Origin of the sequence: Pseudomonas sp. S44, from assembly GCF_016624805.1 — a bacterium.
GTDB lineage: Bacteria > Pseudomonadota > Gammaproteobacteria > Pseudomonadales > Pseudomonadaceae > Aquipseudomonas > Aquipseudomonas machongensis.
In genome coordinates this window covers 71621-89936 of record NZ_JACVTY010000002.1, presented here as the reverse complement: position 1 = coordinate 89936, position 18316 = coordinate 71621, and the positions used below count along the sequence as shown (strand labels likewise).

The following is an 18316-nucleotide window of genomic DNA, read 5'->3' as shown; positions in this document are numbered from 1 at the left end:
CAAGGAAAGAGCCCCTGACGTGACCGCCATCCAGTTGATCGTCGGCCTGGGTAACCCCGGCCCCGAATACGAACAGACCCGGCATAACGCAGGGGCTCTTTTCGTTGAACGCATTGCCAGCGCCCAGCGCGTTTCGCTGTCCGCTGACAAAAAGTATTTTGGCCTGACGGCTAAGTTCAGCCATCAGGGCAACGATGTTCGCCTGCTGATTCCCACCACCTACATGAACCGCAGCGGCCAGTCCGTGGCGGCATTGGCCAATTTCTTCCGTATCAAGCCGGAAGCGATCCTGGTGGCACATGACGAACTCGACCTGCCTCCCGGCGTCGCCAAGCTCAAGCGTGGCGGCGGGCATGGCGGGCATAACGGCCTGCGCGACATCATCGCGCAGCTCGGCAACCAGAACGACTTCCACCGCCTGCGGCTTGGCATTGGCCACCCGGGCGACGCCAAACTGGTCTCCAACTTCGTCCTGGGCCGCGCGCCGCGCGCCGAGCAGGAGAAGCTCGACGCCAGCATCGATTTTGCCCTCGGCGTGCTGCCGGACGTGCTGGCCGGCGACTTCGCCAAGGCCATGCGCGAACTGCACAGCCAGAAGGCCTGACTTTCTAGAAAGGGGAATTCCCATGGGTTTCAATTGCGGCATCGTCGGCCTGCCCAACGTCGGCAAGTCCACCCTGTTCAACGCCCTGACCAAATCCGGTATCGCGGCGGAGAACTTCCCCTTCTGCACCATCGAGCCGAACAGCGGCATCGTGCCAATGCCCGACGCACGCCTGGCGGCGCTGGCCGAGATCGTCAAGCCGAACCGCATCCTGCCGACCACCATGGAATTCGTCGACATCGCGGGCCTGGTCGCCGGCGCCTCCAAGGGTGAAGGCCTGGGCAACAAGTTCCTCGCCAACATCCGCGAGACCGACGCCATCGCCCACGTGGTGCGCTGCTTCGAAGACGAGAACGTGATCCACGTCTCCAACAGCGTCGACCCCAAGCGCGACATCGAGATCATCGACCTCGAACTGATCTTCGCCGACCTCGACAGCTGCGAAAAGCAACTGCAGAAGGTCGCTCGCAACGCCAAGGGCGGCGACAAGGAGGCCCTGGCACAGAAGGCCTTGCTGGAAAAGCTGATCCCGCACTTCACCGAAGGCAAGCCAGCGCGCAGCCTGATGAAGAACATGGCTGAGGACGAAAAGGCTGCGATCCGTGGCTTCCACCTGCTGACCAGCAAGCCGGTCATGTACATCGCCAACGTTGCCGAGGACGGCTTCGACAACAACCCGCACCTGGACGTGGTCAAGGCCATCGCCGAGGAAGAAGGCGCGGTCGTGGTGCCGGTGTGCAACAAGATCGAAGCGGAGATTGCCGAGCTGGAAGACGGTGAGGAGAAGGACATGTTCCTCGAGGCCCTGGGCCTTGAAGAGCCTGGCCTGAACCGCGTGATCCGCGCCGGCTACGAGCTGCTCAACCTGCAGACCTACTTCACCGCCGGTGTACAGGAAGTCCGCGCCTGGACCGTCCGCGTTGGCGCCACCGCCCCGCAAGCGGCCGGTGTCATCCACACCGACTTCGAGAAGGGCTTCATCCGCGCCGAAGTGGTCGCCTATGACGACTTCATCCAGTTCAAGGGTGAAAGCGGAGCCAAGGAAGCCGGCAAGTGGCGCCTGGAAGGCAAGGACTACATCGTCAAGGACGGCGATGTGATGCACTTCCGCTTCAACGTCTGATCGCGCTGCAGGAGCATTCGGTACGCCGTCTCACTCCGAGCCAATAAAAAACCGCGCCCTTGCGCGGTTTTTTATTGGCTGTGCAAGCCTTAATAGTCAACGGGTGCCGGCTGACTGAACATCATGGCCACTGTTAATGCAACTGGAATTGACAAGTCCAATCCAACCTCTTTATCCCGCCCACATCAACCACCATCATCGACATACGGTGTGCCCCACGGCCTCAAGGACCCGCTCATGTCGATAACAAAAACCCTCAGCCCTGTCCTGCTTGCCATGTCGCTGGTCACGGCAAAGCCCGCTTCGGCAAGCGACACCGCGATTCAGCCCGTCACCTCGCCTCTGCAACTGTTCGTGACCCTGCCGGTCAAGCCCGACCACCTCGAACGCTTCCTGGCCACCATGCACAAGGAAGTGGCCGGTGCGCGCTCCGAAGCGGGCAACGTCGCGTTCGATGTCTACGAAGACGCGCAGCATCCCAGCCGCCTGTACCTGTTCGAGCATTGGCACACTGCCGAGTCGTTGGCCTCGCATACCAAGCAGCCTTACTACAAGGCGATCCGCGCCCAGGAGGCCGATGACCTGGGCGGCACGGTCGAGGAACGCAAACTGCGGGAGCTCTCCCCCGCCGCGCCTGCACGGTCTAAGGCCCCCGCCCAGTACAGCGTGTTGAGCACACTGCATCTGGCGCCAGGCAAGTTCGAACAACTCGCCACCCAGTTCGCGGCTCAGGCTGGGGCGATTCGCAGCGCCAAGGGTAATCTGGGGCTGGCGCTCTATCAGGATGAGGAAAAGCCCGATGAGCTGCTGCTGATCGAACGCTGGAGCGACCGCACCGCCCGTGACGCCAGCGCCTCTTCGCCGGCCGCTCGACGGCTCCTGGCCTCGCTGAACGAGGTGACTGACACGCAGGTGCTGCAATTGCGCCTGATCGATCGCTCCACTGCCGACCACTGACGCAAGCAACGCTGCGAGGGCCCGAACATGACCAGCATTCCCCGCGACACCCCGTCATCCGTCCGCAATCTTCAGGCACGCCTGGAGCCGGTGTTCTACGCCCTGCTGCGCGGTGTACTGGGCATCGTCATGTTCACCCACGGGCTGCCCAAACTGCTGGGTGACTCACATGGCTCGATGGCCGATCCGATGGCCAGCTCGACCCACCTCATCGGCAACGTGATGGGCCTGCCGTTCGCTGCCGAACTGGCGTTTCTGGTGATGCTGCTGGAAACCGTCGGCGCGCTGATGCTCGTCGTCGGCGTGCTGACCCGGCCCGTTGCCCTGGCCATGGCCGCGGAGATGGTCGGGATCAGCTACGCCCTCGGTCCGACCTGGCCGTGGGTGGACCGGGGCATCGAATACCCGGTCATTCTCGGCAGCCTGGCGTTGTACATGGCCATCCGGGGCGGCGGACGCTTTGCCTTGGACCACAAGTTGTGGCACGGGCGCTAAGTGCAACGCGGCCCGTTCAGGCAACGCTCGCCCCCCCACCTGGCGCCTGGTCCACCGCCTGCAACAACTCGATGAACGCCTCGGCCTGGGGCGACAGCACATGACGGCGCAGGCTCACCACGCCGTCACGAATCTGCAGGGCTTCAAGGTCCGGTGAGATGTCCACCGGCTTGAGCTGATGCAATCTAGCCCCCTCCTCTGCCGCCAGACTCAGTTGCAGCTGTGATGCACAGCCGATGGCATCGGACTGCAGGACGATATCCAGCAACGGCCGCCCGTTCTCGCACTCCACCGCCGGCAGGTAATCACGACGCCCCGAGTACTGCAGCACGAGGCTGCGCACACCGAAGGAGCACACCATCGGGAAGACGAGCAGTTGCTCGCGGGTAACACCTTCCTGGGTTGCCAGTGGATGGTCGTGACGGCAGAAAAAGCACCAGCTGCGCGGCTGCAACTGACGGATGCGGTAGTTGGGGTCGAGCTCGAAGCTTTGCGAACTGGCGATGAAAAACTCGATTTCTTCGGCCATCAAGCGCCTGTTGAGGTTTTCACGGGTATCGACGACGAAATGCGCGTTGACCTGCGGTTGCAAGGCGATGAAGCGCGCCAGCGTGCGCGGCACCAGGCCGGCAGCCGGTGCCGGAGCGCAGCCGAAGTACAGCATGTCGCGATCAGCGCTGTTGAGACGGCTGATCTTCTCACCGAGCTCTTGCGCCTTGCCGAGGATGTCCAGTGCATACGACAGCAGCAGTTGCCCCTGTGCTGTCGGCGGCAATCCCTTTTGCTCGCGCTCTAACAGCTTGCAGCCGGCCTGATGCTCGAGGGCCTGGATGCTGCGGCTGAAGGCCGGCTGCGACAGGCTCACGGCCTGCGCCGCGAGGGAAAAACTCCGGTGATTCATCAAGGCAACGAAATGCCGGAGATTCCTCAGCTCGTAATGCATTTGATGCATGACCTCTTTTGCAAAAAGCAATTGTGTATGCGGGTGGGGGATCTTAGTCTTAAAGAACCAAAACAAACAAATATTTATATTTTAATAACTTTCTGGAATATTAACTGCCGTTACTCCGGATGCAGCAGGACAGCCACCATGAGTATTGCGAAAGAAGACACTTCAGCAACTGAACGCGAATACAGCGCCGATGTGCTGGTAATCGGTGGCGGCCCAGCCGGCGCGTGGGCGGCGATCGGCGCTGCCGCAAAGGGCGCCAAGGTCATCCTGGTCGACAAAGGCTATTGCGGCGCCTCCGGGGCTACCGCGCCCTCCGGCACTGCCGTGTGGTGTGTGGCGCCGGAGGCCGAAGCCCGCAAGGTCGCCAAAGCCAGCCGCTATGCCATGGGCGGCGAGCTGGCCGAGCCGCAGTGGATGGATCGCGTCCTGGAGCAGACCTGGCGCAATCTGGAGTTGCTCGCCGAATGGGGCTATCCGTTCCCGGTGGACGAACAGGGCCGCCAGCGTTGGGTATCGCTGCAGGGCCCCGAGTACATGCGCCTGATGCGCAAGCGGGTCAAGCAGGCGGGTGGGCGCATTCTCGATCACAGCCCGGCGCTGGAACTGCTGGTCGATGAGCACGGCCAGGTCAGCGGCGCCACCGGCATCAGCCGGCAGAAGCAGCAGCGCTGGAGCGTGCGTGCCGGGGCAGTAGTGCTGGCCACCGGCGGCGTGGCTTTTCTCAGCAAGGCGCTGGGCTGCAATGTGCTGACGGGCGACGGCCACCTGATGGCTGCCGAAGCAGGCGCGGAGTTTTCCGGGATGGAGTTCTCCAATGCCTACGGCCTGGGGCCAGCCTTCGCCTCGGTGACCAAGTCGGCGCTGTACTCATGGGCCACGTTCTACCATGCCGATGGCCGTGAGATCGAAGGGGCAGGCTCGGCGCGAGGTCGCGGCGTGATCGCCAAGACCTTGATGAACGAGCCGGTGTTCGCCTGCATCGACCGAGCCGATGCCTCTACCCGCCAATGGATGCGCTCGGCGCAACCGAACTTCTTCCTGCCCTTCCAACGCATGGGGCTCGATCCGTTCAGCGATCGCTTCCCCGTGACCTTGCGCCTGGAAGGCACCGTGCGCGGCACCGGCGGCCTGCGTATCTGCAACGACCAGTGCGCCACCTCGGTACCCGGGCTGTATGCCGCTGGCGATGCTGCAACTCGCGAACTCATCTGCGGCGCCTTCACCGGCGGCGGCAGCCGTAACGCCGCCTGGGCGCTGTCCTCCGGGCTATGGGCCGGGGCCGGGGCCGCCGAATTCGCCCGCGACCAGCGCAGCAGCGCCATGCGCCGCCTGCTACAGTCCGGTACGGTCGGGCTGCGAGGGCAAGGCAAGCATGCCTTCGACCCGGAAGCGACGATCCGCGCCGTCCAGGCCGAAGTCTTCCCGTACGAACGCAACTGGTTCCGCCAGGGCGAGCGACTCGACGCTTCGCTTGGCCGCCTCGACCCCCTGTGGCAGCAGCTGCGCCAGGCCGCGCCCGCCAGCCCCGAACACCTGCTGCGCGCCCGTGAAGCGGCCGCCCTGCTCGCCACCTCACGCTGGATGTACCGCAGCGCTTTGGCACGCACCGAAAGCCGGGGCATGCACCGGCGCGACGATCATCCCCGGCTCGACCCCGGGCAGCGTCACCGCCTCATCAGCGGCGGCCTCGACGAGGTCTGGACCGCACGCGAAACACTCGGCCCCGCCGACCACAGCCTGCTGCCGGAGAAAGCCGCATGATCGAACTGATCAGTGCCGACCGCTGCACCGGTTGCAACATCTGCGTGCTGGTGTGCCCGACCGACGTGTTCGAGGCGGTGTCCGGCCAGGCACCGCTGATCGCACGACAATCCGAGTGCCAGACCTGCTTCATGTGCGAGGTCTACTGCCCGGAAGATGCGCTGTTCGTCTCGCCACTGGCCGATGAACAGGCCGCAGTGGACGAACAGCAACTGACCGCACAGGGCTTGCTCGGCGGTTACCGCGAAGCACTCGGCTGGGGCAAGGGACGTCACTCGACCGCTGCCCTCGACGAAAGCTACCAGTTCATCAAAGGCATCTAGAGGCTGTCGCCGCGGGATCACCTGCGCCGTTTCAGGCCGTCCATGCCGGCGGGCAACTGGGCATCGGGGAAGTGCGTCGAGAGCGTCGTCTCGCGCCACTGCTCCAGTTCTTCGGCACGCGCACGCTCGTCGAGCCCATAAACGTACAACGCATCGCCACCGAGCAGCAGGCGCAGCGGCAGGTCGTCGCGGCGCGACAACTGCACGATCAGTTCGGCGATCTTCCGCGGGTCACCCACTTCGTTGCCACCGTAGCCCGCCAGCAGGCGCAGCACATGGCCGACGGTCACATCGTAGTCTTCCAGTATGCCCTCGACCGGACGCTTGGCCTCGCTCGCCCAGTCGGTGCGCATGCCACCGGGCTCGAGGGTGCAGACCTGGATGCCCAGCGGCGTGACTTCCTTGGCCACCACATCGCTGAAACCACCCACCGCCCACTTGGCCGCCTGGTAGGCCGAAAGGCCGGGCGTCGAGGTGCGTCCCCCCACCGAAGACACCTGGAAGATATGGCCGCTACGCTGCTGACGCATCACCGGCAGAACTGCACGCGTCAGGTTGACGACACCGAACAGGTTGGTCTCGACCTGCGCACGGAAGTTATCCGCGGTCATCTGCTCGAACGGCGCGGTATGGCCATAACCCGCATTGTTGACCAGTACATCGAGGCGGCCAAAGGCATCGAGCGCAAGCTGCACCGCGTTCTGCGCGGCCTGCTCGTCGGTGACGTCCAGGGCAACGACCCGGACCTGCTGCTCGCCGTACTGCGCCACCAGATCGTCCAGGCGCCGTGGGTCACGGGCGCCAGCGACCAGAACATCGCCGTTGCGCAGTACTGCTTCACTGATGGAACGACCCAGGCCACGAGCCGCACCGGTTACAAGCCAGACTTTGGACATGATTCGACTCCTTCGTCGATGATATGAGTGATTAATCACTCATTTAAAGAGCATAAAAAAACCTGTCAGCGCCCCCCAAGGGCCGCCCACAGGGCATTGAATCCAGCCGTACGATAAGCCTCGGCCTGATCGGGTGACTGCTTGATGAACTCCATGGCCGTCTCGGCCATGGACACGAACATCGCGCCATAGAACGCCTGCGCCTGCTCTGCCGGCAACCCGCTGGAAGCCGTGCGCTCGCGCAGCAGTGCACCCACCTCATTGAAGCCCTCGCTCCCTGCAGCACGATGCTCGGCATCGATGCGCCCGCTGACGCTCAACTGGCGCAATGCCTCACGCGCCGCAGGGCTGTCGATACCCCAGTCGACGTAACCGTTCCAGGCATGTCGAATAGAGGCCTCGGCCGTCGCGTCACGGGGAAAGTCAGCCATCATGGCCAGGCGCAGACCGGCCTTCAGTTCCAGGTACAAGGCGTTGAGCAACACATCCTTGTTTTCGAAGTAGGTGAACACTGTCCCCTCGGCCACACCCGCCAACCGCGCAATGCGCGCGGTGGTGGCGCTCAGGCCATCCTCGGCAAGCGCCTGGCTGGCGGCGGCGAGGATGGCGTTGCGCTTGTCGTGACTGCGGGGACGGGCCATGGCGATGTGGACACTTAACTGAGTGAGCGCTCAATCATATTCATATTCGCCTCCAACGCAAGCCCTCCCGACCTGCGGTACCCTTGCCGACCCAGCGCAAAGAGCACCGCAGCGTCACCGATCAGCCGTTGCGGAACAGGAAGCTGTAGGCGTTGAGCGCCGGCACGCCGCCCAGGTGCGCATACAGTACCCGCGAACCTTCGGGGAACTCCCCATCGCGCACCCTACCGATCATCCCCGCCATCGACTTGCCCTCGTACACAGGGTCAGTCAGAACACCCTCCAATCGGCCACACAGGCGGATCGCCTCCAGCGTGCCCTCGTTCGGCAGCCCGTATTCGGGATAGGCATAGCGGGTATCGAGCACTACATCGTCCTCGGTGATCTCGCGGCCCAGGTCCACCAGCTCGGCGGTGTGACGAGCGATGCGCAGGATCTGTGCCTTGGTCTGCTCCGGCTTGGCTGACGCGTCGATGCCGATCACCCGCTGCGAGCGGCCATCGGCGGCAAAACCGACCACCATGCCCGCCTGGGTGCTGCCGGTGACCGAACAGACCACGATGTAGTCGAACTTGAAGCCCAGCTCTGCCTCCTGCTGGCGCACCTCCTCGGCAAAGCCGACAAAGCCCAGCCCGCCGTAGGGATGCTCGGAGCACCCTGCCGGAATCGGGAACGGCTTGCCGCCCTTGGCGCGAACATCAGCCATTGCCTGCTCCCAGCTGGGGCGGATACCGATGTCGAAGCCCGCGCTGTCGAGCCGCACATCGGCGCCCATGATGCGCGACATCTCGATATTGCCAACGCGGTCATACACAGCGTCGGAGTAGTTCACCCAGTTTTCCTGCACCAGCACGCACTTCATGCCCAGGTGCGCGGCCACTGCGGCGACCTGACGCGTCTGGTTCGACTGAATGCCGCCGATCGACACCAAGGTGTCACAGCCTTGTGCCAGCGCTTCAGGGATCAGGTATTCGAGCTTGCGTGTCTTGTTGCCACCAAAAGCCAGGCCGCTGTTGCAATCCTCGCGCTTGGCATAGAGCTCGACCTTGCCGCCCAAGTGGGCACTCAAGCGCTTGAGCGGGGTGATTGGGGAGGGTCCGAAGGTCAGCGGATAACGCGTGTAGCGACTCAGATTCATGGCTGTGCTCCCAATTGCGAAACGCGCGGATCGCGGGCTCCGATAGCGTCAATGCTAGGGAGGTTGGCCAAAAAACGGGTTGCAAGTTTTCCCTGAATTTCGAGCTATTGTTTTATTGAAAAATGATTTCACATCACTTTGTTGTGAGGCTCAAGCATTGAAAGCAACAAATGAACACGAGCAAAAAAAGTCGTCACTGTCCGGCCCACCACAGCTAGACCGTATCGACCGCGCGATCCTGCGCGCCCTGCAGCAGGACGCCTCGATCGCCAACGTGGCCTTGGCCGACAAGGTCAAGCTCAGCGCCCCGGCCTGCCTGCGACGGGTCGAACGCTTGAAGCAGGCGGGGTTGATCAAGGGCATCGTCGCCCTACTGGACAGCGAACGTCTCGATGCTGGGATGGTGGTGCTGATAGGCGTGGTGCTCGACCGCTCCACCCCGGAATCCTTCGCCGCGTTCGAAGCGGCCGCGCAGAAGGTCTCCGGGTGCATGGAGTGCCATGTGGTGACGGGGGAGTTCGACTACTTCATGTTGCTGCGCACACGCGACAGCCAAAGCTTCAACCGCCTGCACGCCGAACAGTTGCTGTACCTGCCAGGAGTACGCCAGATCCGTTCGTTCATGGGCTTGCGCCAGGTGCTTTCGACGACACGAATCGTGTTGTAGAGGGGAGATTGCGCTGTTCTTTTCGCCAGCAAGCCCGCGAAGAGAACAGCGCAATCGGTGATCAACACGCCCAAGGCACTGGCGCCTCAGCCTCGATGCCATAGCGCGCGATGGCCTCGGCACACCGCTGGCGTTCCAACACACCGTCATCGGCCAGGCTCGAAAGCGCCGCCAGCACGATCTGCCGGCTGTCGACCTCGAAGAAGCCACGCAGTTGCTCACGACTGTCGCTGCGCCCGAAGCCATCGGTGCCCAAGGCAACGAAACGATCCTGCACATACGGCGCAACCAGGTGCGGCCAGGCGCAGACATAATCGGTCGCGGCGATCACCGGCGCGCCCTTGGGCAGGCACTGCACCAAGTGACTGGCCCGCGCCGGCTCCTGCGGATGCAGCCGGTTCCAGCGCTCCACCTCCCGTGCCTCGCGCGCCAGCTCGCTGAAACTGGTGGCGCTGAACACTTCGCTGGCCACGCCCCAGTCCTGCGCCAACAGGCGTGCCGCCGCCTGCACCTCGCGCAGGATCGTGCCTGAGCCCAGCAACCGTACCTTGCCAGTAGCCCCCTCCGGCATGTGCTGCTCCAGTCGGTAGAGCCCCCGGATAATGTCGCCTTCGACCCCGTCCGGCAGGCTTGGCTGTGGATAACTTTCGTTCATCAGGGTCACGTAGTAGAACGCGTCTTCCTGCGCTTCGAGCATGCGCCGCATGCCGTGGTCGAGGATCACCGCGAACTCACCGGCAAACGCCGGATCGTAGGCACGGCAGTTGGGCACGGTCGAGGCGATCAGCAGGCTGTGGCCGTCCTGGTGCTGCAGCCCTTCGCCACCCAGGGTGGTGCGCCCAGCGGTAGCGCCCAGCAGGAAACCACGGGCGCGCTGGTCGGCGGCAGCCCAGATCAGGTCGCCGATGCGCTGGAAGCCGAACATCGAGTAGTAGATGTAGAACGGCAGCATCGGCAGGCCATGGGCGGAATAACTGGTGGCCGCCGCCACCCACGAGCTGATCGCCCCCGCCTCGCTGATGCCTTCTTCGAGGATCTGCCCGTCCAGCGCCTCGCGGTAGCAGAGGATCGAACCGATGTCTTCGGGCTCGTAGCGCTGGCCGACGCTGGAATAGATACCGATCTGCTTGAACAGGTTGGCCATGCCGAAGGTACGCGCCTCGTCGGCGACGATAGGCACTACCCGCGGCCCGAGCTGGCGGTCCTTGAGCAGCCCGCCGAGCATGCGCACGAAGGCCATGGTAGTGGACATTTCCTTGCCATCGGCCTGGGTGGCGAACGCCGCGTAGCTGGACAGCGCCGGCACCGGCAGCCCCTCGGCCTGGCGTGGCCGCGACGGCAGGTAACCGCCCAGTGCCTGGCGACGTGCATGCAGGTAGCGCATCTCGTGGCTGTCGTCGGCGGGCTTGTAGAAGGCCAGGGCCTCGGTCTGCTCATCGCTCAATGGCAGGTTGAAGCGATCGCGGAAGGCCATGAGTGCCTCGCGGTCGAGCTTCTTCTGCTGGTGCGTGGTCATCTTGCCCTGCCCCGCCTCACCCATGCCGTAGCCTTTCTTGGTCTGCGCCAATACCACGGTCGGGCGACCATCGCCTTGCTGGGAGGCATGGTAGGCGGCGTGGATCTTCACCATGTCGTGCCCCCCGCGCTTGAGCCGGTCGATCTGCTCGTCGCTCATGCCCTGGGCCATCCGGGCCAGCGCCTCGCTCTGGCCGAAGAAATGTTCGCGGTTGTAGCGCCCATCCTTGGCGGCGAAGGTCTGAAACTGCCCATCGACGGTAGCCGACAGCGTGCGCTCCAGCTCGCCGCTTGCGTCGCGGGCGAACAGGCCATCCCAATCCGATCCCCAGACCAGCTTGATCACCCGCCAGCCAGCACCGCTGAACAATGCCTCCAGTTCATCGATGATGCGCCCGTTACCACGTACCGGGCCGTCCAGGCGTTGCAGGTTGCAGTTGACCACCCACACCAGGTTGTCCAGGCGCTCGCGCGCCGCAAGAGTGAGCGCCGACATGCTTTCCGGTTCATCCATCTCGCCGTCGCCGAATACCCCCCACACGCGCCGCCCAGCGCCCTGACGCAGGCCCCGGTGTTCCAGGTAGCGCATGAAGCGCGCCTGGTAGATCGAACTGATCGGCCCGATGCCCATGGAGCCGGTGGGAAACTGCCAGAAATCAGGCATCAGCCAGGGATGTGGATAACTCGACAGGCCCTGCACATCGCGGCGCCGTGCAGTGATTTCCTGTCGATAGTGCTCCAGCTGCTCAACCTGCAAGCGGCCCTCGAGGAAGGCCCGGGCGTAGACACCCGGCGCCGAGTGCGGCTGGAAGAACACCAGGTCGCCAGTGCCCGGCGTATCGCCGCCACGGAAGAAGTGGTTGAAGCCGACCTCGAACAAGTCGGCAGCACTGGCGTAGCTTGCAATATGACCGCCCAGCTCACCGTAGGCCTGGTTGGCGCGCACCACCATGGCCAGCGCGTTCCAGCGCATGATCGAGGCCAGACGTTCCTCGGTCGCCAGATCGCCCGGAAAGGCCGGCTGCTGCTCGACGCCGATGCTGTTGATATAGGGCGTGCCATGCCCTGGCTGCCAGCCGACGGCATGATGCCGCGCCAGGGCCGCAAGCCTGTCGAGCAGAGCCCGCGTGCGCGGCGCGCCTTCGTGTTCGAGCAGCGACAGTAACGCGTCGCGCCACTCATCCAGGCCCTGGGTGTCGATGTCGTCCTCGGCGGACGGCTCGCGCAATGATCCTGCAGCGTGATGGATGCTCATGACAGCACTTGCACCTCGGTGTACTTGTTGGAGGGGGACGGTTTCAGACCGCCAGGAAGCGTTCCTCGAGAATTCGCTTGACCAGCATCCGCGCGACATCGACGACCTGCTCGACCTGTGTCACGGGCGAGCCCTGGCGATTGATCGCGGGATCGAGCTGCAGGCAGCGCAGCTCATGGCCACACACTGAGCCTAGCCATGCCAGGCGCACCTGCCCGTCGCTCTCGAGGTCCAGCAGGTAGCAACGCTTGGAGACCGCTCGCAACAGGGCGCTGGCCTCGCATGCCGACTCGGCGGCAAGCGTGCGCTGCCCATCGCCTGCTGCCAGCCAGTTGGCCTGCAGGCCGTCCATGTCCTGCACGTGCAGATGGGCAACTTCGTTCCAGCCCTCAAGCGCAGCGTGCAACCCGATGCCCAGCATTTCTGGCAACGCTGCGCTGGACACCACCACCACCGCTACGTCCTGCGATGGCGCCTTCACCCACCTTGCGAATCTGGAAATCGCCAGCATGGCCTGCTCCCTCTCGTCGGGTCTGTGCGCATGAAACCTGCTCCAAAACGATACTCAGCGCACGATTGAATTTCATACCTATTCTTACCCTTGAACAGGAACAACCTTCCAAGCTTCAACCCCCAACTGAAGGCTGTCCCGTCATGGCTTCGTAAAGCAGGCAATCATCCCGGCAGCCGCACAGACCTGACGGCAAGCGGGCTACATACCAGACCGAGGAAACGCGATGAAAGAGCCCGCCAAGCCCATCGAGGTCAACACCCACGAACGCAAGATCCTGCGTGCACTACAAGCCAACGGCCGAATCAGCAACGCGGAACTGGCGAAGAAAGTCGGGCTGAGCACCACCGCGTGCTGGAACCACACCAAACGGCTGTTCGATGCGGGCGTGATCAAGGGGGTCCATGCTCACATCGATCCGAACGTACTGCAGCAGGGCACCGTGGTGCTCATCGGCGTGGTGCTGGATCGCTCCACCCCCGAGAGCTTCGCCGCGTTCGAAGCGGCCGCGCGCAACCTGCAGCAAGTGCTGGAATGCTGGCTGGTGGCGGGGGATGTGGACTACTTCCTGAAGATCCGCGTGCGTGACCTGCCGGCCTTCAACCACCTGCACAATACGCAGATCATCGCCCTGCCTGGGGTGCGCCAAGTGCGCACGTTCTTCGTGCTCAACGAGGTAAAGTCCGGCGGTCTCATCTCGATCTGAGGCAACGCCACCCGCCTTGGTAAACCGTCCCAGGCGTGCATCCATTCCTTCTTTTTCGAGCTGTGCCCCGACGCTCTAATGCCGGGAGCGGTGCGTCGAAGACGCTCCGCTTCCCCCAGGAACGGAGCGTCCCATGCCACTCATCAACGCGTTCATGCAATTGCCAGGTCTGGCGGTGGCCTTGCTGTATACCGGGCTCGCCAGCGCACAGCCAGCCGACCCGCAGACCGAGACCCTGCAACTGGAAAGTCGTGCGGCACAGTGCGCACCACATCTGGAGAGTCTGGAGCGGCTGCTCGTCGACAGGATTAATGGCCTGGAGCCCGCGATGGGTGAAAGGCTACGGCAGATTCCCGAAATCGAACGTCGTATAGCACGCCTACGCCAGCAGCTGGACCAAGAGCGCCAGGACTACGAAAAACTGCCGTGGCGCCCAGAGCACCGCATACGTCTGGAAGCGCTTGAAAACGAAATCTGGAGCAACCAGAGCGCCATCCGTTCGACCCAGCTCGACGAGCGCAACCTGACGGTGATGAAACCGGCACTCAGCAGCACCCGCCAGCAACAGAGCGCCCTAATCCTGCAACTGGACGCATTCGTCGCCGCACGCCATGACTGTGAACACCCCCAACACAGCCCTCAGTGCTACGCAGAGGAGGTCGCACCGCTGCACCCTCTGCTGAAGTCGGCACTCGACGACACCCATGCGCTGCTCGAAACGCTCTGGTCACCGCTCAGCAACGTTGTCTTCTATTCGATGGCATGGATAGACGACTGCGCTGCAACAGCCTCCCCGGGATTCGGCCAACAGCCATCCCTCTAGTTCCACGCCCCCGCTGGATAGTTCCCCAAATCTCAGAAGAGGTCCACCATGTCTGAACTCACCCCATTCATCAGCCGCAGAGCCCTGATCGAAAAAAACATCCGTCAGGAACTGACAACCCATGGCGCATCCCAACCGTTGAGCCTGCCAACTGTCGACAGCCCGCTCGTGGCTCACTACGTGAACAGGATCGAAGGCTCCTATGACTCATCACGCGCGAAAATCGATACGGACCACGCCATCGAGCTGCTCTACATCGCCTACAACACCACGCCCCAGCGCAACGGCGAAATCCGCGTCAAGATCAACAGCATCATGGACAAGCTGCTCAAAGCACAGCAGGACAGCGAACGCCAGATCAGGGCCGCCAGCACTGCCGCCAGCCGTCTCACCCGAAAGCTCAACCGCGGCCTGACCGGCTGGACCGCCGCCAAGGAAACCGGTGACATCGCGCAGATCAAGCGCTTCGTAAACAAAGAACTGATGGACATGGCCAACGAGATCAAAAACTCGGCCATGGCGGTCAACGCGAGCCTGCAAACCATCGTCGACCGCTACGATGGCATCATCGATGACACCCACGAAGTGACCGCCAGCAGCGAGATGGCCTTGAGCACAACACTTGAGGCCAACGAAAAAGTTCGCCAGGAAATTCTTCAGCACAAGGCTCGCAGCAAACAACTGGAATCGCTGATAGCCGACATGCAACAACAGGTCAAGCGCTACGAGTCCCTCGCCCGCGACTATGCAGATCAAGCCAAGTCTTCCGAGGAGCGCGCCTTCTGGGCAGGCATGCTGCGTGGTGCTGCGCAGGTGATATCGGCCGCCATGCCACTGGCGGCCATGGCTGCCAGCGGCGGCAGCTCGTCTCTGGTCGCCGCGGCCTCAGTCGCCGCAGGCGTCGGAAAAGGCGCCAACGGTGCCCAGGGCAACGCCACTGGCGACCTCATCCGCCTGAAGAAAGAGCGCTCCGAGCATCGCGCCGAACTGGCGTTGATACAGGAGGAGGTGGACAAACTGCAGACGTCGATCTCAGGTTATCAGGCGCAGAAAGGCAAGGTGGCCGACACCGGCAAACTCAAGGTGCTGGAGAACCGGATCACCGAAGCCGAAGGGCTTCTGGTCAAGGCCAAGGCCAAGTACCAGGAGGCCAAGGAGCACCTTGGATCACTGGAGTCCGCGCTCCAGACTCTGGCCTCGGCAGCCGGTGATATCAGCGATGCCAGCCGGGCACAGGCCAACAACCTGCGCCAGATGCAGCTGCAGATGCTCGATAATGCCGACAAGTACGAGACCGCCAGGCGCGAACAGGCAGCCGAACTGCTGGAAGTTTCCGTGCTGATGGCAGGCAAAGGCAGCGAGCAGGAGATCATCGAGCTGGCGATCAGGTCACTGAACCTGAGCGTGAGCGCCCTCAAGCGCACCCGTGAAATCGTCGTGGAAATAGCGTTCTTCTTCCGCTCGTTCTGCGACTTCATGGAGGTCATCCGCCAGGATGCCCAAGAGCAGATCGAAGAGTTCGAAGATGCCGAAGACATCGACTCGAACCGCGACTACCTCTTTTCGCAATTGTGTGAGTCCACCGACGCATTCTTCATCAGCCAGACCGGGCAGTGGATCGCCGTCGGCATTGTCTCCGATCATTTCGCCCTGACATTCAAGGACGGCTGGAGCAAGCTCAACAAACTGTCCGGAAAGTACATCACCAACGATGAACTGCCCGCCTATCTCACCGAGGCGGCGGGCAAGCTGGACATGATCGCAGCCGATCGCAATGCCGCCAGCCACGAGCGTCAGGTGTACCTGGAAAACTACCGTAACGAACTCAACGCCGATTAATGGCCGCCCGGCGGGGGCAAATAATCAGTTCAGAAAATCGTGAACTGATTATTTGCCCCCGCCGATTTTTCCCCTTGGCACGTCTCTCCAGAATCGCCTCACCACAATCACAATAACCGTGAGGCCACTCCCGTGGACCAGACTCTCCAGGTACGGCAAGCTGCCGCCGACCTCGTCGACGCCTTTGCCAGTAACGACACCTCCCGCTATTTCGCCTGTTTCAGCGAAGACGCCACCTTCCTGTTCCATACGCTGCCCCAACCGCTGCTGTCTCGGCGCGCCTATGAAGACCTTTGGGCTCAGTGGCAAGCCGACGGCTTTGCCGTGCTCGACTGCGCGTCGAGCAATGCCCACGTGAGCCTGCAGGGCGATCTGGCGATCTTCATGCACGACGTGGCCACACGCATTCGCATTGCCGAGCAGGAACAGGCGCTGAACGAGCGCGAGACCATCGTGTTCCGCCTGCAAGGCGAGCGCTGGCTGGCGTGCCATGAACACCTGTCGGTCGCCTCCTGCGCCTGACCTTCGACAACGGCCTTGCCGCACTGCCATCGCACCCACAACAAAGCCTGCCACAGGCCAACAACACTCGCGCTGGAGCATCACCATGAGCCACTCGACCGGTATCGAGACCAATGGCGTCGAACAGATCCCCGACGATCAACGCGACGCCACCCCGCTTGACCTGTTCCGCCTGATCTTCGGCGGTGCCAATACCTTCGCCACCGCCGTGCTCGGCAGCTTCCCGGTACTGTTCGGGCTGTCCTTCCAGGCGGGGCTGTGGGCGATCCTGCTCGGCGTCGGGGTCGGTTCGCTGATCCTTGCACCCATGGGGCTGTTCGGCGCACTCAACGGCACCAACAACGCCGTCTCGTCCGGTGCGCATTTTGGCGTACACGGACGCATCGTCGGCTCGTTCCTGTCGTTGCTGACCGCCGTGGCGTTCTTTTCGTTGTCGGTGTGGAGCTCGGGCGATGCCCTGATCGGAGGCGCCAAGCGCCTGGTCGGACTGCCCGAAACCGACCTCACCCTGGGTCTGGCCTATGGGCTATTCGCAGTGCTGGTGCTGGTGGTATGCATCTTTGGTTTCCGCTTCATGCTGTGGGTCAACAAGATTGCGGTATGGGCATCGAGCCTGCTGTTCCTGCTCGGCATCGCCGCCTTCGCCGTGCCGTTCGACGCAAGCTTCGCCGGCAGTGTCAATCTCGGTCAGCCAGGGTTCTGGGCGGCTTTCGTCGGTGCCGCGATCCTGGCCATGAGCAACCCTGTCTCGTTCGGCGCCTTCCTCGGCGACTGGTCACGCTATATCCCGCGCCACACGCCCAAGCGGCGCATCATGCTGGCCGTGATCCTGGCCCAGGCCGCCACGCTTATCCCGTTCCTGTTCGGCCTGTGCACCGCGACCCTGGTGGCCAGCCAGGCCCCGGACTACATCGCGGCCAACAACTATGTCGGCGGCCTGCTGGCGATTTCGCCGACCTGGTTCTTCCTGCCGGTGTGCCTGATCGCTGTGATCGGCGGCATGTCCACCGGCACCACCGCGCTCTACGGCACCGGCCTGGACATGTCCAGCGTATTCCCGCGCCTGCTCAGCCGCGCGGCCGCCACTCTGCTGATCGGTGTGCTCGCGATCGCCTTCATCTTCATCGGCCGCTTCGCCTTCAATCTGGTGCAGAGCGTGTCGACCTTCGCCGTGCTGATCATCACCTGCACCAGCCCGTGGATGGTGATCATGATCCTCGGCCTGATCACTCGCCGCGGCTTTTACCACGCCGACGACCTGCAGGTGTTCACCCGCGGCCAGCGTGGCGGCCACTACTGGTTCCTGCACGGCTGGAACTGGCGCGGCATGGGGGCCTGGGTCCCCAGCGCCGCCGTGGGCCTGTGTTTCGTCAATCTGCCGGGACAGTTCGTCGGCCCGCTCGGGGACCTGGCTGGCGGCATCGACCTGAGCCTGCCGGTCACCCTCGGCATCGCCGGCGTGCTGTACCTGATCCTGCTCAACCTGTTCCCCGAACCTGCCGGTGTCTACGGCCCGCGCGGCCCGCGCTGGGTACGCTGCAAAAGCGCTCCCGTGACACCCGTGACCACTGCCGAAATGGCCTGACTG

Annotated in this window: 18 protein-coding genes; 12 read left to right on the top strand and 6 right to left on the bottom strand. The window is 63.3% G+C overall.

Annotated elements, in window-relative coordinates:
* Window positions 1–19: 19 nt before the first annotated feature.
* The 4 genes from pth to IAE40_RS03505 all read left to right on the top strand — a co-directional run bounded on the left by pth (window position 20) and on the right by IAE40_RS03505 (window position 3179).
* Window positions 20–604 (top strand): aminoacyl-tRNA hydrolase, encoded by a 585-nt coding sequence (gene pth / locus IAE40_RS03520; protein ID WP_054894616.1) that lies wholly within the window; start codon window positions 20–22, stop codon window positions 602–604.
* A 22-nt stretch (window positions 605–626) separates the two neighbouring features.
* On the top strand, window positions 627–1727 hold the full coding sequence (gene ychF, locus IAE40_RS03515; RefSeq protein ID WP_200602682.1) for a redox-regulated ATPase YchF: 1101 nt from the start codon (window positions 627–629) through the stop codon (window positions 1725–1727).
* 237 nt (window positions 1728–1964) lie between these two features.
* Window positions 1965–2684: a putative quinol monooxygenase gene (locus IAE40_RS03510; RefSeq protein ID WP_200602681.1), complete on the top strand. Its 720-nt coding sequence runs from the start codon at window positions 1965–1967 to the stop codon at window positions 2682–2684.
* Window positions 2685–2711: 27 nt separating this feature from the next.
* Complete coding sequence (locus IAE40_RS03505; RefSeq protein ID WP_197892563.1) at window positions 2712–3179, top strand: DoxX family protein; 468 nt, start codon at window positions 2712–2714, stop codon at window positions 3177–3179.
* Between the two features lie 16 nt (window positions 3180–3195).
* Here the strand turns inward: IAE40_RS03505 and IAE40_RS03500 are convergent, their stop codons facing one another.
* Window positions 3196–4122: a LysR family transcriptional regulator gene (locus IAE40_RS03500; protein WP_153772617.1), complete on the bottom strand. Its 927-nt coding sequence runs from the start codon at window positions 4120–4122 to the stop codon at window positions 3196–3198.
* A 147-nt stretch (window positions 4123–4269) separates the two neighbouring features.
* On the opposite strand from IAE40_RS03500, the gene IAE40_RS03495 reads away from it, so the two are divergent.
* A complete protein-coding gene (locus IAE40_RS03495) occupies window positions 4270–5892 on the top strand; it encodes an FAD-dependent oxidoreductase (RefSeq protein WP_200602680.1) in 1623 nt (540 codons plus the stop codon).
* A complete protein-coding gene (locus tag IAE40_RS03490) occupies window positions 5889–6215 on the top strand; it encodes a 4Fe-4S dicluster domain-containing protein (RefSeq protein WP_197892567.1) in 327 nt (108 codons plus the stop codon). Before IAE40_RS03495 ends, IAE40_RS03490 begins: the two co-directional genes overlap by 4 nt.
* A 17-nt stretch (window positions 6216–6232) precedes the next feature.
* On the opposite strand, the gene IAE40_RS03485 is transcribed toward IAE40_RS03490, so the two are convergent.
* From IAE40_RS03485 to IAE40_RS03475, 3 genes are all read right to left on the bottom strand, one after another.
* Complete coding sequence (locus IAE40_RS03485) at window positions 6233–7111, bottom strand: SDR family NAD(P)-dependent oxidoreductase (RefSeq protein ID WP_200602679.1); 879 nt, start codon at window positions 7109–7111, stop codon at window positions 6233–6235.
* Between the two features lie 65 nt (window positions 7112–7176).
* Window positions 7177–7752, bottom strand: coding sequence for a TetR/AcrR family transcriptional regulator (locus tag IAE40_RS03480; protein ID WP_197892571.1), 576 nt, complete (start codon window positions 7750–7752; stop codon window positions 7177–7179).
* A 121-nt stretch (window positions 7753–7873) separates the two neighbouring features.
* On the bottom strand, window positions 7874–8890 hold the full coding sequence (locus IAE40_RS03475) for a 1-aminocyclopropane-1-carboxylate deaminase (RefSeq protein ID WP_063542893.1): 1017 nt from the start codon (window positions 8888–8890) through the stop codon (window positions 7874–7876).
* Between the two features lie 157 nt (window positions 8891–9047).
* Between IAE40_RS03475 and IAE40_RS03470 the strand changes: the two genes are divergently transcribed.
* The gene (locus IAE40_RS03470; protein WP_200602678.1) at window positions 9048–9557 is read left to right on the top strand and encodes an Lrp/AsnC family transcriptional regulator; all 510 of its coding nucleotides are present in this window, start codon (window positions 9048–9050) and stop codon (window positions 9555–9557) included.
* A 61-nt stretch (window positions 9558–9618) separates the two neighbouring features.
* On the opposite strand, the gene mdeB is transcribed toward IAE40_RS03470, so the two are convergent.
* Both mdeB and IAE40_RS03460 read right to left on the bottom strand, forming a co-directional pair.
* Entirely contained in the window at window positions 9619–12327 is a 2709-nt protein-coding gene (gene mdeB / locus IAE40_RS03465; protein WP_200602677.1) for an alpha-ketoglutarate dehydrogenase, read from the bottom strand.
* Between the two features lie 43 nt (window positions 12328–12370).
* Window positions 12371–12838: a transketolase gene (locus tag IAE40_RS03460; RefSeq protein ID WP_197892577.1), complete on the bottom strand. Its 468-nt coding sequence runs from the start codon at window positions 12836–12838 to the stop codon at window positions 12371–12373.
* 226 nt (window positions 12839–13064) lie between these two features.
* Here IAE40_RS03460 and IAE40_RS03455 point away from each other — a divergent pair, with 226 nt between their 5' ends.
* From IAE40_RS03455 to IAE40_RS03435, 5 genes are all read left to right on the top strand, one after another.
* A complete protein-coding gene (locus IAE40_RS03455; protein WP_200602676.1) occupies window positions 13065–13544 on the top strand; it encodes an Lrp/AsnC family transcriptional regulator in 480 nt (159 codons plus the stop codon).
* Window positions 13545–13677: 133 nt separating this feature from the next.
* Complete coding sequence (locus IAE40_RS03450) at window positions 13678–14367, top strand: hypothetical protein (protein WP_200602675.1); 690 nt, start codon at window positions 13678–13680, stop codon at window positions 14365–14367.
* A 48-nt stretch (window positions 14368–14415) separates the two neighbouring features.
* Window positions 14416–16206 (top strand): hypothetical protein, encoded by a 1791-nt coding sequence (locus tag IAE40_RS03445; RefSeq protein ID WP_153772593.1) that lies wholly within the window; start codon window positions 14416–14418, stop codon window positions 16204–16206.
* A 132-nt stretch (window positions 16207–16338) separates the two neighbouring features.
* Window positions 16339–16728 (top strand): YybH family protein, encoded by a 390-nt coding sequence (locus IAE40_RS03440; protein ID WP_200602674.1) that lies wholly within the window; start codon window positions 16339–16341, stop codon window positions 16726–16728.
* An 85-nt stretch (window positions 16729–16813) separates the two neighbouring features.
* Window positions 16814–18313, top strand: coding sequence for a purine-cytosine permease family protein (locus IAE40_RS03435; RefSeq protein WP_200602673.1), 1500 nt, complete (start codon window positions 16814–16816; stop codon window positions 18311–18313).
* Window positions 18314–18316 lie beyond the last annotated feature (3 nt).

What these genes read in the sequence shown, in the direction of transcription:
- ychF (WP_200602682.1), top strand. Translation starts at nt 627, where the DNA reads ATGGGTTTCAATTGCGGCATCGTCGGCCTGCCCAACGTCGGCAAGTCC.
- IAE40_RS03510 (WP_200602681.1), top strand. Translation starts at nt 1,965, where the DNA reads ATGTCGATAACAAAAACCCTCAGCCCTGTCCTGCTTGCCATGTCGCTG.
- IAE40_RS03505 (WP_197892563.1), top strand. Translation starts at nt 2,712, where the DNA reads ATGACCAGCATTCCCCGCGACACCCCGTCATCCGTCCGCAATCTTCAG.
- IAE40_RS03500 (WP_153772617.1), bottom strand. Translation starts at nt 4,122, where the DNA reads ATGCATTACGAGCTGAGGAATCTCCGGCATTTCGTTGCCTTGATGAAT.
- IAE40_RS03495 (WP_200602680.1), top strand. Translation starts at nt 4,270, where the DNA reads ATGAGTATTGCGAAAGAAGACACTTCAGCAACTGAACGCGAATACAGC.
- IAE40_RS03490 (WP_197892567.1), top strand. Translation starts at nt 5,889, where the DNA reads ATGATCGAACTGATCAGTGCCGACCGCTGCACCGGTTGCAACATCTGC.
- IAE40_RS03485 (WP_200602679.1), bottom strand. Translation starts at nt 7,111, where the DNA reads ATGTCCAAAGTCTGGCTTGTAACCGGTGCGGCTCGTGGCCTGGGTCGT.
- IAE40_RS03480 (WP_197892571.1), bottom strand. Translation starts at nt 7,752, where the DNA reads ATGGCCCGTCCCCGCAGTCACGACAAGCGCAACGCCATCCTCGCCGCC.
- IAE40_RS03475 (WP_063542893.1), bottom strand. Translation starts at nt 8,890, where the DNA reads ATGAATCTGAGTCGCTACACGCGTTATCCGCTGACCTTCGGACCCTCC.
- mdeB (WP_200602677.1), bottom strand. Translation starts at nt 12,327, where the DNA reads ATGAGCATCCATCACGCTGCAGGATCATTGCGCGAGCCGTCCGCCGAG.
- IAE40_RS03460 (WP_197892577.1), bottom strand. Translation starts at nt 12,838, where the DNA reads ATGCTGGCGATTTCCAGATTCGCAAGGTGGGTGAAGGCGCCATCGCAG.
- IAE40_RS03455 (WP_200602676.1), top strand. Translation starts at nt 13,065, where the DNA reads ATGAAAGAGCCCGCCAAGCCCATCGAGGTCAACACCCACGAACGCAAG.
- IAE40_RS03450 (WP_200602675.1), top strand. Translation starts at nt 13,678, where the DNA reads ATGCCACTCATCAACGCGTTCATGCAATTGCCAGGTCTGGCGGTGGCC.
- IAE40_RS03445 (WP_153772593.1), top strand. Translation starts at nt 14,416, where the DNA reads ATGTCTGAACTCACCCCATTCATCAGCCGCAGAGCCCTGATCGAAAAA.
- IAE40_RS03435 (WP_200602673.1), top strand. Translation starts at nt 16,814, where the DNA reads ATGAGCCACTCGACCGGTATCGAGACCAATGGCGTCGAACAGATCCCC.